Genomic DNA, 14,017 nt, shown 5'->3' with positions numbered 1-14,017 from the left:
GAGATGATCATCTTCCCAGACGAAAACAGGTGTTTCGCCGGGCATGTGTAAGAAAGCCGGGCATGTGTAAGAAAACGGTGCAGACGGCGACGATCGACCCGCGTCGTGCCTCCGTGCTCACCGGGAAGATCATCGTCCGTGTGGGGCGGGCGGAGGTGAGAGATCCGCGCTCGTGGAGGTCGCGGGCTCCGTGGTTTTCTCGTCGGCCTTCGGGCGACCGGACTTTATGATCATCCTTCTTGTTGCAGGAAGGATTTGGTGTGTTCCGACACCGTTTAGGGCAGTTCGTGGCTGGGCTCTACCTGGTGATCGTGGCTGTCGCCGCAGTGGTCAGCGTCGTCACCGGCGACATCGGCTACGTCTGGACGGCCGTCGCATGGCTCCCGCTGAGCGGACGGATCCTGAACGTCTTCGGCGGGACGTTCGCCGTCCTCCCCGTGGTGGTGGCGGAGCTCGCCGTGCTGGCCGTGCTCAAGGCGTGGATGCTCTGGCAGGTCTTCACCCTTCCCCCGCGCGGGAAGGGGCCTGCCGGACGGCGGGCGGTCCGGTTGCGGCGGCTGCTCTACCTGGCCGTCGCCGACTCCCTGTTCCTCTCCGTCCTGACCGGCCGGCTCCCCGACGTCCTCGACGAGGCCCTCAGGGGCGCTCTGTGGGGCGCGCTGAAGGTGCTGTTCGTCCTGGCCGTCGTCTGGGGATCCCGGCGACTGCGGACGCTCGCCCTTCTGTGCGCCTGGGGCGACCTGACGGCCATGGCGATGGTCGCGGCCGACGAGATCCCCGGGGTGCGCCTGCCCTCGGCCCTCATGCTCCTCGGTCTGGTCGCCTTCGTCTGGCAGGCGGTGATCCTCGTCGGCCAGCGGCGGGACGGCCGCTGGAGCAGCGCCACCGTCAGGATCGGCTGGTTCTCCGTCGTGGCGTCGATGGTGATCCGGCTGGCGGTCATGCTCGTCGGCCTCGTCTCCCTGCCCCTCAGCCCGGCCGTGCTCTGGCTCCTGGGCGAGCTGAACGTCTTCTTCACGGTGTGGATCGCCCGCTCCGCCCACGAGCTCACCGACCCCGGCGGGCAGGTCGTCCTCGCGGCCGGCGGCAGGCCGTCCCGCCTGCTCAGGACGGCGTCGGCGACGGTCGTGCTCGTGCCGCTCCTCGGGATGATCCAGCCGGAGGTGACTCCCCGGCTCACCTACACCGGTTGGGAGGACGAGTGCCTCGAATGGACCGACCTGCACCGCCGCTACGGTGACACCAGGCCGCAGGACAGGGAGAAGGCGTTCCTCTGCCACGCGCGCGCAGAGGCGGGCAGGATCCCGCCGATGTTCCCCGACACCCTTTCCGACCAGCAGATTCTCGCGTACGGAAGGCTCATGTGCGCGGCCCCCGACGGCAGGGAGCAGGGGGCGCTGCTGAAACGGGCGGGCAGCGCGCGCAGCGCGTGGGGCGTCGACCAGGACGCCTTGGTGTTCCTGTGCCCGGACACGGTGGCCGTGCGGTCGCCCGAGTTGCTGAGCTCCGAGGTCGAGGAACAGGCGGAGAACGCGCGCTACGTGGCGGAGACCAACGCCCGCTGCTTCGACCCCTGGCCGGGACTGCGGGCCAGACGGCAGAGGACGGCCGCGTACTTCCTGTTCGAGGGCGGTGGATACGGCCTCCACGACTTCGGGGACCCCACGGAGGACGACGCTTTCGACGTGGCCCTGGACGACGGGTTCGTCGGCGTCTCCGGCAGCTCGGCGGTCGTGATGACCTACCGCGAGAACGAGCCGATATGCCTGACCGTGAAGGCGTTCGGCTCCGCCCCGCCGTTGCGGCTCAAGGGATGGGACCAGGTGGCCGAGGTCGGCATCGTCAGCCGCAGCGGCCGTCTCGGGGTGCCCGTCTACTCGGAGGGCAGGGGTTCGGGAGCCGGGGCGAGACTGCCGAACCTGGCGCTGAAGGGCCCGGGGCGCTACCGGCTGCGGGTCTACGCCAGGGAGGACGAGGGCCGCGACCTGGGCGAGGAGCATCTGGTCGTGGTCTTCCCCGGCGGATCCGCCAGGAAGACCGTCTACCGGCCCCTTCCACGGTAGGCCGACCGTCGCCTCACACAGCTGTGGCCCCGCCCGGCAAGGGACGGGGCCACAGCGTCGCGCCGTGAGAGGTCTCGGATCAGGTGAGGCCGCACGGCCTCAGGTGGTGAGCTCCTGGGCCTCGGTCAGGGCGATCAGGATGTGCTCCATGCACGCGTGGCCCGCGCGCTCGGCTGCCGCCGCGTCGCCCGCCGTGATGGCGCGGGCGATGGCGTCGTGCGGGATGTAGGTGCTGTTGAGCGAGGTGCCCGCCGCGGTGATGCTGGCCCGCAGGGCGGCGGAGAAGTCCTCGTAGAGATCGATCAGGACCAGGTTGTGGGTGGCCTGGACGACGGCGACGTGGAAGGCGAGGTCCGCCTCCACGAAGGCGGTCGGCTCGCCGAGCTCCCAGGCCCGCTCCCGCTCGGCCAGGGCGGCCTCGATGCGGATGATGTCGGCGTCGGTGCGCCTGGTCGCGGCCAGCCGGGCGGCCTCGACCTCCAGCGCGCGCCGTACTTCCAGGATCTCGAGCTGCTCGGCGGTGCGCAGCCGCCGCAGCATGGCGCCCGACAGCTCGCTGGTGGCGCGGACGTAGGTGCCGTCGCCCTGACGGCACTCCAGCAGGCCTGCGTGGGTGAGTGCCCTTACCGCCTCACGCACGGTGTTGCGCCCGACACCGAGCTGCTCGGCGAGCACGGTCTCGGTCGGGATCTTCGCGTGCATCTGCCAGGAGTTCGACGTGATCTGCTCCTTGAGCTGATCGATCACCTGGTCAACGAGAGACGCCCGCTGCGCCGTACGCAGACTCACAGTCCGCCTCCTCCGGAGAAACCAATCATCCTATGAGTCAATGACTGGTAGACCCTAGTTATTCCGGAGGCAGAAAAACAAATCCGGAGTTCCGGGGGAGGCGGATTGCTTTATCGGACCAACGTCGAATCGACCGTCATTCCCACCATCGTGTCGCGGACTCCGGCTGCCTCGAGAGCCCTACGATACGCGTTTGTCTGATCCTCGCCGACGCCGCCCCTGCCGTAGAGGTCACCTAGCTCACGCCAGGCTCGTGCGACCTCCCGGTCGGGATTGGACCGCTCCGATCTCAGAGCGTCAAGAAGTCCTTTGGCGGTGTCGAGACGTGGCACGACGTCACCCTCTCCCCGCGTGAGCGAGGCCTGGGCGAGGACCAGGTGCGCCGTGGCGGCGATGGGGCCGGACTGACCGGCCAGGGTGTCGAGGGCGGACCTGGCCAGGCTGACCGCGTTGTCGGGGTTGCCTCCGCTGAGCTGAAGCCTGGCGAGCACGACGAGACTTCCCGCGTGTTCGCCGGCCTTCTCGGTGAAGGCCGCGAAGACCCCGCTCGCCGCGGTCGCCAGCTCGTAGACCTCCTCGAACGAGGTGTCTCCGATGGAGACCGTCAGCCGTGCCCACTCCAGCGCGATGCCGGCGAGCCTGAACGCCATCCGGGCCGGGCGGCCCGTCGCGATGGCGTCGTCGGCCAGCCGTACGGCCAGCGCCGAGTCCTCGCCCTCCGCCGCGGCGATGCTCGCCTGCCAGAGGGAGTGGATCTCGGAGGTGCGGTTGACCGCCGCGGGCACGCCGTTGACCGCCAGGATGTGCCTGACGTAGGACAGGCCAGGCGACTGCGGCCTGCCGCCCTCTGTCTCCACCAGGGCGGAGGCCAGGTCGATGGCGATCTCGCCCTGGGTCAGAGCCAGGTGGTTGACCTGGGTGAGGGCGTAGGAGGCCAGGTCGTGCGCGCGCAGCGTGTCGCCCGCGCGCTGGTAGCAGCGGCTCAGAGCCACCGTCAGAGGCAGGTCGGCCAGTCGCTCGGGGTGGGCGGCGGCCTCGCGGCGGAGCCGCTCGAACGCCTCCACCGCCGGCCCGACCTTGCCCTGGGCCTCCAGCGAACGAGCCCGCCCCAGCCGCGCGTGCGCGGCCAGCATGGCGTTCTCCTCGCCGGCGACCTTGACGATCTCACCGAACCGTTCTGCGGCGACGGACGGGTCGCCGTGTTGCAGCTCCAGCTCCGCGTGGCGCAGGCCGAGTTCGGTGTCGATGCGCTGGCGCGGCTCGATCCCGTGTAGCAAGAACTCGGTAGTGCACCCCAGCCGTTCGGCGAGAAGACGCGCGACCACGGGGGTCGGCGTCCGCTTGCCGGACTCGATGAGGGAGACATAACTGTCGGAGAGGTCAGGCCCTGCCAGCTGGGCCTGAGACATGCGCCTACTCAGCCGCAGTCCGCGGACGCGGTCACCGATGGTTCCCTGACTCGGCATCTGATCTCTCAGGGCGGGGGATGGTCAATGTTCCCGCCATGATTGCACGAAGCAGTCGAATCGGTAACCCCACGTGAAGAGAATCCACCTGCGGACTCTCCCCGCCCCTATGTCATACGGGACATAGGGGCACTAATCATCCGAATCGTTGCCGCCGGGGAAGAGCATCTGACAGACCTCGAGGTACAGCGTCTCGGGGTAGGGGATGTAGTTCACCCTCGACAGGGCCTGGTCCTGACCGGCCGACTCCAGGACGAACTCGCCGTATCCCAGCATGCGACCGAGCAGCGAGCGCTGGAAGCTCATGTCGGTCACCTTGCCGAGCGGCATCATGTCGACCTTGCGCGTGATCAGGCCCGTGGTGAGCAACATGCGCTTGGAGGTGACGACGAAGTAGTCGACCGACCACTCGGCCACCTTCCACACGAAGCGGATCAGCAGCAGCAGCCAAGCCCACCAGACCACGACGAGAGCACCGCTCCCGCCCTGGTCGCCGAACCACCTGCTCAGCAGTCCGGCGAGGATCAGGCCGCCGAAGACCTCGGCGACGGGGCGAAGGAGTACGGCCGGGTGACGCCGTACCATGATCACTTGCTGTTCGTGGGGGAGGAGGTAGCGGTTGACCGACGAGGGAGCGGAGTCCCCGTGGGTCACCAGTCTCATGACAGATGGGAAACGAATTGGGCCAGAGAATTGGCCGCGTTGAACACCGAGTCCATGGCGCCCCTAACTGTGTTCGCTGCGTCACCTGGTCGGGTGAACAGGTAAAATGCTACAAAAGCGATAGCGCTGTACGTTAGAACCTTCTTGACCTGCACTGCGGCCTCCTACTACCACTCACCCACTGCACCCGCCGTATACATTACCCATGCCATTCGCGAGGTAAAGCGTCTTCGTTGATCAGGCTGCGGGCTCTCGGTGAAGGCCTGATCGCGCAGATGTGATGTCCGTCACCCGCGTTCGCTCGCGACCAGCGCGAGGACCTCGAGGTGTTTGCGGGCGATCCGCTCGACCAGCCCCGGATGGGCCTGGCCGGTCACCTCGAGTGCGCCGTAGTGCGCCGCCTGGATGCAGCGGGTCACCGTGGTCGCCGGGTGGACCTCGGAGAACTCGTCCCGCAACGCCGCACTGACGTGCTCGTACGGGTCGGGCTCCTGGTCCGTCATGCTTATCTCGCTCATGCTTCTCCCTGGTGTGCGCCCGGGTCATCGGCCTGGGACACAGAAGAGATGTCCTCGCTACTGCTTGTACCCATTCAAGCACGCTGTGTAACGAAGAGAAGATGCAACGACTCCCTTTTGACCAGGGAGATCTTCTCAGACGACGCCGTAGAGACGGTCGCCCGCGTCGCCGAGCCCGGGGACGATGTAGCCGTGCTCGTTCAGCCGCTCGTCGAGGGCCGCGGTCACCAGGCGGATCGGCCTGTCGCTGCCCGAGAAGACCTCGTCCATGTGGGCGATGCCCTCGGGCGCGGCCAGCAGGCACAGCGCGGTCACGTCGTCGGCGCCGCGTTCGAAGAGGAACTGGATCGCCGCGGCCAGCGTGCCGCCCGTGGCGAGCATCGGGTCGACCACGTAGACCTGGCGGCCCGACAGGTCGTCGGGCAACCGGGTGGCGTAGGTCTCCGCCTTGAGCGTGGTCTCGTTGCGGATCATCCCGAGAAAGCCGACCTCGGCCGTCGGCAGCAGCCGGGTCATGCCCTCCAGCATGCCCAGCCCCGCGCGGAGGATGGGGACGACCAACGGGTACGGCTGCGCCAGCCGTACGCCCCGCGCCGTCGCCACGGGGGTCTCGACCGTCAGCTCGGTGACGCGGACGTGGCGGGTCGCCTCGTAGGCGAGCAGCGTCACCAACTCGTCCGCCAGACGCCGGAAGGTGGGCGAGTCCGTGCCGGCGTCCCGCAGGGCGGTCAGTTTGTGCGCCACGAGCGGGTGGTCGACGACGAGGGTCTCCATGGTCGCCCACGCTATCCTGAACGGCCGCTCAGGGGACAACCCCCGGGCACCTGCGGGACATCGCCCGCTCACCCGGATTTGGATCACAATTTGGCCCCGGAGGCGTACGCGGACGCGATGCTTCTGAAAGCATTGACGTCCGTAGAGAACGCACCGGTGGGGATGGCCATGTCAGACGAAGACTCTCTGGACTTTGCCATCGTGGTCTATCGCGAGGACGACATCTGGGAAGCGGAGATGCTTCCCGTGGCGCTGACCTCCGACCTCCAGGGTCTGATCCATGCTCTGCGCCAGCAGCCGAGCATCAACGGGACGATTGGCCTGGTCGCCGTTGGGGATGAGTTCTTCGTGGCGTTACGGGTGTTTGGTGAGCACGTGGAGGTCTTCCTCTCGGACATCGCCGCGTCCTGGGACTTCCCGCTCGCACGGCAGGCGCTGGAGTACCTCGACGTGCCGGTGCCTGACGAGGACGAGCTGGACGCGATCCTCCAGGACGAGGAGACGGCGCTCCCCGCGGGAGACCTGTCGATCTTCGCGGACCTGGGCCTCGACGAGATGGAGCTCGGCATCCTCTCGGGGGACATCGACCTGCTCCCCGAGGACGTGCTGTCCAGCATCGCCGCGCGGCTGGGATTCTCCGAGCCGTTCGAACGCGCAATCGACTCGGTGTTCGGCTGACCTCGGGAGATCGGCCATGTCCTCCAGACAATCCGCCAACAGCGTGTTCTCGGCGGCCTTCGTCCGCACCGCGGACGGGTGGAACGGCGCGGAGGTGGACCTCAGCGCCGCCGAGATAGCCGACGACCTGGGCGACGCGGTCCAGGAACACCTCGGGCTCAACGGCGACGAGCTGGCCCTGCTGTGCGTCGAGGTGGAGGACGAGTGGTTCGCGATCGTCCGCTACCAGGGCGACCAGGAGCCCCGCGCCTTCCTGTCCGACGCGCACGCGGGCCTGTCGGACGGTCTCGGCGAGCTCTTCACCGAGCTGGCCGGGGTCGCCCCCGACAAGGAGACCCCCGACCTGGGCGTACGGCCCGCGGGCGACTTCGAGCTGCTGAGCGACCTCGGGCTGAGTCCGGAGGAGCTCATCGAGCTCAGCATGGAGGAGGGCGCGCTCCCCGCGGACACGCTCTCGGTGATCGCGGAGCGGCTGGCCTTCGCGGACGAGCTCGACCGGCTTCGGTGACGGATCCCCTTCCCGAGACCCCCGTTCCCGGGGCGCGGGTTCCGTGGGAGCGTTCCCCCGAAGCGGCCGACTACGTTCCCGGGATGCGGCTGGCCCTGGCACAGGCCGTGAGCGCGGGTGCCAGGGGCGAGGTGCCGGTCGGCGCGCTCGTCCTGGACCGGGACGGCTCCGTGCTGGCCCAGGCGGGCAACGACCGCGAGTCGCTGGCCGACCCGACCGCGCACGCCGAGATCCTCGCCCTGCGCGGGGCCGCGCGGGCCCGCGGCGAGTGGCGGCTGACCGGCTGCACGCTGGTGGTCACCCTGGAGCCCTGCACGATGTGCGCGGGGGCCGCGGTGCTCGCCAGGGTCGACCGCGTCGTCTACGGCGCCGTGGACGTCAAGGGCGGCGCGGCGGGCTCGCTGTGGGACGTGCTGCGGGACCGCAGGCTCAACCACCGGCCCGAGGTCGTCATGGGCGTGCTGGCCGAGGAGTGCGCCGGAGTTCTCACCGAGTTCTTCGCCTCTCGCCGGATGCGCGAGCAATAGCGGATATCCGGTAAGCTGCTCCGCGGTGGAGTCGCCTAGTGGCCGAGGGCGCACGCCTCGAAAGCGTGTGATGGGGCAACCTATCCGTGGGTTCAAATCCCACCTCCACCGCCACAGACAGAGGGCTCCCGGTTCGCCGGGAGCCCTCTTCGCGTTTCACAGGCCTTCCTCCGCGCCTGTCCCCGGCGCCTGAGGCGCTCAGCCGTCCGTGGGCAGCTCCAGGACCCGGGCGTGCAGGATGGAGCGCTGGTGCAGGGCCGAGCGCAGCGCTCGGTGCAGGCCGTCCTCCAGATAGAGGTCGCCGCGCCACTGGACCACGTGCGGGAACAGGTCGCCGTAGAACGTGGAGTCCTTGGCGAGCAGGGAGTGCAGGTCGAGCACCGCTTTCGTGGTGATCAGCGTGTCGAGCCGGACCTGTCGCGGGGGTATCTGCGCCCACTCGCGATGCGAGAGGCCGTGCTCGGGGTAGGGCCGTCCATCACCGATCAACTTGAAGATCACAGTACGTAGTTTATGAGAGATTCGGATTCTTTGCCTGCCCGGTCTCTCCTGTACCAGGTCAGCGGGCCGTTCAGATGCTCCCCGCGAACGTGTCGCACCTGCTGGGGTCGCCGGTCTCGTAACCTGTGGTGAACCACTTGACACGCTGTGCGGACGTCCCGTGGGTGAATCCGTCCGGGTCGACCCGGCCCTGGGTGCGTTCCTGGATGCTGTCGTCGCCGACGGCGGAGGCGGCGCTCAGCGCCTCCTCGATGTCCTGGTCGGTGAAGGGCTTCTCGAACAGGCCCGTCTGGTAGGCGTTCTTGGCCCACGCGCCCGCGTAGCAGTCGGCCTGCAGCTCAAGCCTGACCGAGCCGCTCTCCGGCCCCTGCCGGTCGCCCTGGACCCTGGCGTTGGTGCCCAGGAGGTTCTGCACGTGGTGGCCGTACTCGTGTCCGATGACGTACGCCTGGGCGAACGGGCCGCCCTTGGCGCCGAACCTGCTCTGCAACTGCTCGAAGAAGCTCAGATCGAGGTAGACCTTCTGGTCGGCCGGGCAGTAGAACGGCCCGACGGAGGCGTCGGCGGCGCCGCAGCCGGTGTTGACCTGGCCGGAGAACATCACGGTCTTGGCCGGCCGGTAGTCCTGCACGACCGTGGGCCAGTAGTCCTGGATGCTGTTGACCACGCCGACGACCCGGCACTCCTCGTTCTGGTCGGCGTCCTGCCCGGTCTTGCACTGGGCGCTCAGGTTCGAGCCGGTCCCCACCGGCGCCGGCTCGCCGCCGGTGACGTCGCCGGGGTTGATCCCGAATATCAGCGCCACGATGAGCGCGAGAATTCCGGCGGCCCCGCCGCCGATCGCGAGCCCTCCGCCGGGGATCCCCCTCCGGCCGCCTCTCTCGACCTGCGAGCTGTCCAGCTGGACATCGTCCTTGAAATCCATCGCAGACGTCCCTTCGATCCGCTTGGGACCCCCACTGCCCCCAGGAGGGCCTGGCATGCCGACGGACGGCGGGAGCCGGGAAATACTCCATCCGACCTGCGGTTTTCCCCGAGATCTGGGCAAATACCCTGCATGGGGAGAATGCAGACAGTAACCGTTCATGCGCTGGCTGTGGTGATGGTGTTGTTCGTCGGCGGCGGTCCAGGCGCGGACCCGCGACCGCGAGGGAAGGGAAGCCCCGAGGCGGGCGCCGGCGTGGCCGTCCCCGCGGCGAGGATCCCGACGACCCTGGAGGCCGACTACAGGAGGGGCATCGCCAAGGTGCTCCCGTCCGTCGTGCAGATCATCTCGAAGGCCGGTTCGAAGGAACTCGGCGAGGGCTCGGGCGTCGTCTATGACACCTCTGGGCACATCGTGACCAACGCCCACGTGGTCAGCGGCGCCACCGGCTTCGACGTCTCGCTGGCCACGGGCGGCCCCTCCCGGCCCGCCAGGCTGGTCGGGGCCTACCCGGCCAACGACCTGGCCGTGCTCGAAGTGGACGACCCGACGGACCTCGTCCCCGCCGTCTTCGGCGACTCCGACGACCTGTCCATCGGCGACATCGTGCTGGCCATGGGCAACCCGCTGGGCCTGTCCGGCAGCGTCTCGGACGGCATCGTCTCCGGGCTGGACCGCAGCGTCCAGTTCGCGGCCCAGGAAGGCGCGACTCCCGCCACGACGACGATCAAGGGCCTCGTCCAGACCACCGCCGCGATCAACCCCGGCAACAGCGGCGGCGCCCTGGTCGACCTGTCGGGTCAGGTCGACGGCATCCTGGTCGCCAACGTCGTCAGCGTCGAGACGGGCAGCACGCTTCCGGGCATCGGCTTCGCGATCCCCTCCAACACCGTCACCGACGTCGCCCGCCAGCTCATCAGCGACGGCAAGGTCACCAAGACCGACCGGGCCGCCCTCGGGGTCGCCGTGCGGACCGTGGTCAACCGCAGGGGAAGGCCCGCGGGCGTCGGCGTCATGCGGACGGGCGCAGGCGTGGCGCACGCGGTCCTCAGCCCAGGCAGCGTGATCGTCTCGGTCGACGGCGTCCCGACCCTGACCGTCCAGGCGCTGAGCAGGGTGCTCTCCGCACGCGAACCCGGTGACACGGCCACGGTGAGACTCCGGCGGCCCGACGGCTCGACCGCCACGACGACCGTGAGACTCGGCAGACACTCCGGAGACTGAGGGACGGCGAAGGACAGGAGGTTCCACACCCCGGGCCACGGCCGGGGCTCCCAGGCTCGTCGCGGGCCTGGGGGCCGCCAGGGCCCGGGTTCGCACGCGCGCGGCCGCCTCTCGGCGACGTGTCCTGGCTGTCGCGGACTCGGCGGGCCCGGACCTCTTGACGGTCGCGGTCGCCGTTTCTCGTGCGGACCGCACTCTTGGTCGCCGTGATCCGCGCGCCTTTGAGATTTTGACCGGAGTGACCGACAGGGAGCGTCGAAAAGAAGGCGGACAGTCACTTTCCAGAAAAGTCGGTGTTTTCCGGAGGCTCGAACGGCAGCAGGGACGACAAGTGCAGCGGAGCCCCTTTTCAAGGTGGGACAGGCCGCCCCCGGCCCGCGCGACGCGCGGAGAGTCCTTCCGGAGGCTCCCCGGACCCCGCCGTACGCCCTGGACGTTCCCGAGAGCGCTCCGGCCCGGCGCCCTGCTTCTCGCGGCGAGCCGTCGACCTGGGGAGAGGATCCGCAGGCGCCCACGCTCACAGTCGCCGAGGTCGACCCCGTCGTGTCGAGGGCCGTCGTCAGGCGGTGTCCCAGGTGATCCGGCGGGCGCCGGAGCCACGCCGACACCGTCCGGCGGACCGTGGCGAAGCAGGTCGGCGGGCTGCTCTGGCAGGCCGGCGAGGCGGCGGCGGGCAGGGGTGAGAAGCCCTTGGAAGAGACCGGCTGAGACCCGAACCGGGACCCGGACAGCACGAAGGGCCCGGGTGGATAGTCCGGGCCCTTCGTGTTTCTGCTGCTCAACCAAGCGCGGAGGATAGGAGATTCGAACTCCTGAGGGGTTGCCCCCAACACGCTTTCCAAGCGTGCGCCCTAGGCCAACTAGGCGAATCCTCCGTGGAGAAGCTTACCGAACTTTCAGGAGTGCGTTGACCACATATTCGCGCCCCGCGTTCGCGGCCCCGAGCAGTCGGATCAGAGGCTAGACTGTGCCCGGACCCCTCGCGCGGCGTCATCCTGTGAACCTCCCCAGGGCCGGAAGGCAGCAAGGATAAGCAGGCTCTGGCGGGTGTGCGAGGGGTCTCTTCGTTTCAGGCTCCCTCGCAGGTGGGATCGTCGCATGAGTCTTGCGCTGTACCGAAAGTACCGGCCCGGGACCTTCGCGGAGGTCAAGGGTCAGGAGCACGTCACCGAGCCGCTGCGGCAGGCGCTGCGGAGCGGCCGGATCAACCACGCCTACCTGTTCAGCGGGCCGAGGGGTTGCGGCAAGACCTCCAGCGCCCGCATCCTGGCCCGCTCGCTGAACTGCGAGAAGGGCCCGACTCCCGACCCCTGCGGGGAGTGCGACTCCTGCGTGGCGCTGGCCCCGACCGGCCCCGGACACCTCGACGTCATCGAGATCGACGCCGCGTCGCACGGTGGCGTGGACGACGCCCGCGACCTGCGGGAGCGGGCCTTCTTCGCGCCTGTGTCCGCGCGCTTCAAGATCTACATCATCGACGAGGCGCACATGGTGACCCGTGAGGGTTTCAACGCGCTGCTCAAGCTCGTCGAGGAGCCTCCTCCGCACCTGAAGTTCGTCTTCGCGACCACCGAGCCGGAGAAGGTCATCGGGACGATCAAGTCCCGGACCCACCACTACCCGTTCAGGCTGATCCCGCCCGCGGCGCTGCGCACGCTCATGGAGGAGATCCTCACCTCGGAGAACGTCCCCTTCGAGCCCGCCGCGCTGCCGCTGGTGGTCAGGGCGGGCGCCGGGTCGGCACGTGACTCGCTCTCGATCCTCGACCAGCTGTTCGCGGGATCGGACGAGGCGGGCATCACGTACGCGCGCGCGGTCTCCCTGCTGGGCTACACCGACGGGGACCTGCTCGACGACATGATCGCCGCCTTCGCCGCCCGTGACGGCGCGAAGGTCTTCCAGACCGTGAACCGGGTGATCGAGGGGGGCCACGACCCCCGCCGGTTCGCGATGGACCTGCTGGAGCGTTTCCGCGACCTGGTGATCCTGGCCAACGTGCCCGAGGCGGCGACCAGCGGCCTGCTCGACCGGCCCGGCGACGAGCTGGAGCGGCTCCAGGCGCAGGCCGCCTCGATGGGCCCGGCCGAGCTGACCCGCGCCGCGGAGATCTTCAACGCGGGCCTGATCGAGATGCGCGGCGCGGCCTCGCCGCGGCTGCTGCTCGAGCTGATGTGCGCCAGGACGCTTCTTCCCGGGGTCGCGCAGGGCGAGGCGGCGCTGCTCGCCAGGCTCGAGCGCCTTGAGAAGGGCGGCGTCGCGGCCCTCCCCGTGGCCGCGCAGGCGCCCATGGCCGTTCCCGTCGTCGCGCAGGCCCCCGCGGCGGCCGTCCCGGCTCCCGTTCAGGTGATCTCCACAGCGCCCGCCCCGACCGCCCCGCCCGCCCGCTCCGGCTCCGGGAACGACGACTGGCCCGCTCCCACCAGGCCGGGGGGCCAGAGCGCCGGCGTACCGCAGGCGCAGACCCAGCAGGGCGCACAGCAGGCCTCCCAGCCGCCGAGCCAGCCGCCGGGTCAGCCCTCGGGCGCGGCGGTGTCCGCGCCGGTCTCCGGAGCGGAGGTCGGATCCGTCCAGCAGGCCTGGCCGCAGGTGCTCGGGGTTCTCAAGCAGCGCAGCATCGTCGTCTGGGCGAACGTCAACACCAACGCCCAGGTCGTGGGCGTCGAAGGCAAGGTCGTCACGCTCGGGTTCGCCCAGGTGGGCGCGATGCGGAACTTCACCGGCGGCGGCAAGGACGTCGTGGTCGCCGCGGCGCTGCAGGACGTGCTCGGCGGAAACTGGAAAGTCGAGGCCGTCGTCGGCGGCGCGCCCGCGCCGTCCGGTGGCGCGCGTCCTCCCGCCGCCCCGCCGCGGCCCCCCGTCCAGCCGCGCCAGGAGCCCGCGCAGGGCCCCACGTCCGTCGCTGCGGCCGCTCCGGCTCCGGGGGCGCACGGCGGCCAGGGGAGCCCGCAGGCCTCTCACACGGGTCCTCAGGCCCAGGTCCGCCAGGCCCCGCCCGCGACCGACGAGTCCTGGCCCGACGCGCCGCTTCCCGACGACCCCGGGTCGCCTCCCTCTCCGAGCCCCGGCCTCGCCGCCGCGCGCTCCGCGGCCATGGCCGCCGCACAGACGGGCCCGAAAGCCGGAGGCAACAGGTCCGCCTGGCCGGAGACCGTCCCGGGGCGCGCCCCCGCCTCCGACACCGACGAGGTCGACCCGCTGAACGACGCCGACGCGGACGTCGACGCGCTCAGCGGCATGGCCCTCATCCAGCGCGAGCTCGGCGGCCAGATCATCGGCGAGATCGACCACACCTGACGCCCGGCCCGCGGCGGCCCCGCCGCTCTCCGTCCCGGCGTCGTAGGGATCTCGAAGTCCCGGCGTCGTGGGGATCTCGAACGCGAC

13 protein-coding genes, 2 tRNA genes and 1 other RNA gene are annotated in these 14,017 nt (G+C 69.7%); 8 read left to right on the top strand and 8 right to left on the bottom strand.

Translation table 11 applies throughout. The features are described from left to right. Positions 1 to 287: 287 nt before the first annotated feature. Positions 288 to 2,063, top strand: coding sequence for a hypothetical protein (locus PKF00_RS01420; protein ID WP_271215472.1), 1,776 nt, complete (start codon positions 288 to 290; stop codon positions 2,061 to 2,063). A 99-nt stretch (positions 2,064 to 2,162) separates the two neighbouring features. Here the strand turns inward: PKF00_RS01420 and PKF00_RS01415 are convergent, their stop codons facing one another. From PKF00_RS01415 to upp, 5 genes are all read right to left on the bottom strand, one after another. Then, positions 2,163 to 2,852: a FadR/GntR family transcriptional regulator gene (locus PKF00_RS01415; RefSeq protein WP_271215471.1), complete on the bottom strand. Its 690-nt coding sequence runs from the start codon at positions 2,850 to 2,852 to the stop codon at positions 2,163 to 2,165. Between the two features lie 110 nt (positions 2,853 to 2,962). Beyond that, positions 2,963 to 4,318, bottom strand: coding sequence for a helix-turn-helix domain-containing protein (locus PKF00_RS01410; protein ID WP_271215470.1), 1,356 nt, complete (start codon positions 4,316 to 4,318; stop codon positions 2,963 to 2,965). Positions 4,319 to 4,450: 132 nt separating this feature from the next. Then, positions 4,451 to 4,981: a PH domain-containing protein gene (locus PKF00_RS01405; protein ID WP_271215469.1), complete on the bottom strand. Its 531-nt coding sequence runs from the start codon at positions 4,979 to 4,981 to the stop codon at positions 4,451 to 4,453. Positions 4,982 to 5,268: 287 nt separating this feature from the next. Beyond that, a complete protein-coding gene (locus PKF00_RS01400; RefSeq protein ID WP_271215468.1) occupies positions 5,269 to 5,499 on the bottom strand; it encodes a hypothetical protein in 231 nt (76 codons plus the stop codon). A gap of 135 nt (positions 5,500 to 5,634) precedes the next feature. Beyond that, complete coding sequence (gene upp, locus PKF00_RS01395; protein WP_271215467.1) at positions 5,635 to 6,273, bottom strand: uracil phosphoribosyltransferase; 639 nt, start codon at positions 6,271 to 6,273, stop codon at positions 5,635 to 5,637. A 168-nt stretch (positions 6,274 to 6,441) separates the two neighbouring features. Between upp and PKF00_RS01390 the strand changes: the two genes are divergently transcribed. The 4 genes from PKF00_RS01390 to PKF00_RS01375 all read left to right on the top strand — a co-directional run bounded on the left by PKF00_RS01390 (position 6,442) and on the right by PKF00_RS01375 (position 8,100). Next, positions 6,442 to 6,951: a tRNA adenosine deaminase-associated protein gene (locus PKF00_RS01390; protein WP_271215466.1), complete on the top strand. Its 510-nt coding sequence runs from the start codon at positions 6,442 to 6,444 to the stop codon at positions 6,949 to 6,951. A gap of 16 nt (positions 6,952 to 6,967) precedes the next feature. Beyond that, positions 6,968 to 7,459, top strand: a complete 492-nt coding sequence (locus tag PKF00_RS01385) for a tRNA adenosine deaminase-associated protein (protein ID WP_271215465.1) — start codon at positions 6,968 to 6,970, stop codon at positions 7,457 to 7,459. Between the two features lie 83 nt (positions 7,460 to 7,542). Beyond that, positions 7,543 to 7,986, top strand: a complete 444-nt coding sequence (tadA, locus tag PKF00_RS01380) for a tRNA adenosine(34) deaminase TadA (protein ID WP_271216332.1) — start codon at positions 7,543 to 7,545, stop codon at positions 7,984 to 7,986. A 24-nt stretch (positions 7,987 to 8,010) separates the two neighbouring features. Continuing rightward, positions 8,011 to 8,100 (top strand) — tRNA-Ser (locus tag PKF00_RS01375). An 84-nt stretch (positions 8,101 to 8,184) separates the two neighbouring features. On the opposite strand, the gene PKF00_RS01370 is transcribed toward PKF00_RS01375, so the two are convergent. Continuing rightward, entirely contained in the window at positions 8,185 to 8,487 is a 303-nt protein-coding gene (locus PKF00_RS01370; RefSeq protein ID WP_271215464.1) for a type II toxin-antitoxin system VapB family antitoxin, read from the bottom strand. A gap of 70 nt (positions 8,488 to 8,557) precedes the next feature. Further along, complete coding sequence (ypfJ, locus tag PKF00_RS01365) at positions 8,558 to 9,412, bottom strand: KPN_02809 family neutral zinc metallopeptidase (protein WP_271215463.1); 855 nt, start codon at positions 9,410 to 9,412, stop codon at positions 8,558 to 8,560. A gap of 141 nt (positions 9,413 to 9,553) precedes the next feature. On the opposite strand from ypfJ, the gene PKF00_RS01360 reads away from it, so the two are divergent. Further along, positions 9,554 to 10,636 (top strand): S1C family serine protease, encoded by a 1,083-nt coding sequence (locus PKF00_RS01360; RefSeq protein ID WP_271215462.1) that lies wholly within the window; start codon positions 9,554 to 9,556, stop codon positions 10,634 to 10,636. Between the two features lie 789 nt (positions 10,637 to 11,425). Here the strand turns inward: PKF00_RS01360 and PKF00_RS01355 are convergent. Then, a tRNA-Ser gene (locus PKF00_RS01355) sits at positions 11,426 to 11,511 on the bottom strand. Positions 11,512 to 11,607: 96 nt separating this feature from the next. On the opposite strand from PKF00_RS01355, the gene ffs reads away from it, so the two are divergent. Then, positions 11,608 to 11,703: signal recognition particle sRNA small type (gene ffs / locus PKF00_RS01350), an RNA gene on the top strand. Between the two features lie 31 nt (positions 11,704 to 11,734). After that, entirely contained in the window at positions 11,735 to 13,930 is a 2,196-nt protein-coding gene (locus PKF00_RS01345; RefSeq protein WP_271215461.1) for a DNA polymerase III subunit gamma and tau, read from the top strand. Positions 13,931 to 14,017: the final 87 nt, after the last annotated feature.

Source organism: Streptosporangium carneum (genome assembly GCF_027922005.1).
GTDB lineage: Bacteria > Actinomycetota > Actinomycetes > Streptosporangiales > Streptosporangiaceae > Streptosporangium > Streptosporangium carneum.
This window is presented reverse-complemented; position numbering and strand designations above follow the sequence as displayed.

Coding starts and splice junctions, on each gene's coding strand:
- PKF00_RS01390 (WP_271215466.1), top strand. CDS start 6,442: ATGTCAGACGAAGACTCTCTGGACTTTGCCATCGTGGTCTATCGCGAG.
- PKF00_RS01385 (WP_271215465.1), top strand. CDS start 6,968: ATGTCCTCCAGACAATCCGCCAACAGCGTGTTCTCGGCGGCCTTCGTC.
- ypfJ (WP_271215463.1), bottom strand. CDS start 9,412: ATGGATTTCAAGGACGATGTCCAGCTGGACAGCTCGCAGGTCGAGAGA.
- PKF00_RS01345 (WP_271215461.1), top strand. CDS start 11,735: ATGAGTCTTGCGCTGTACCGAAAGTACCGGCCCGGGACCTTCGCGGAG.
- upp (WP_271215467.1), bottom strand. CDS start 6,273: ATGGAGACCCTCGTCGTCGACCACCCGCTCGTGGCGCACAAACTGACC.
- PKF00_RS01400 (WP_271215468.1), bottom strand. CDS start 5,499: ATGAGCGAGATAAGCATGACGGACCAGGAGCCCGACCCGTACGAGCAC.
- PKF00_RS01360 (WP_271215462.1), top strand. CDS start 9,554: ATGCAGACAGTAACCGTTCATGCGCTGGCTGTGGTGATGGTGTTGTTC.
- PKF00_RS01410 (WP_271215470.1), bottom strand. CDS start 4,318: ATGCCGAGTCAGGGAACCATCGGTGACCGCGTCCGCGGACTGCGGCTG.
- PKF00_RS01405 (WP_271215469.1), bottom strand. CDS start 4,981: ATGAGACTGGTGACCCACGGGGACTCCGCTCCCTCGTCGGTCAACCGC.
- tadA (WP_271216332.1), top strand. CDS start 7,543: ATGCGGCTGGCCCTGGCACAGGCCGTGAGCGCGGGTGCCAGGGGCGAG.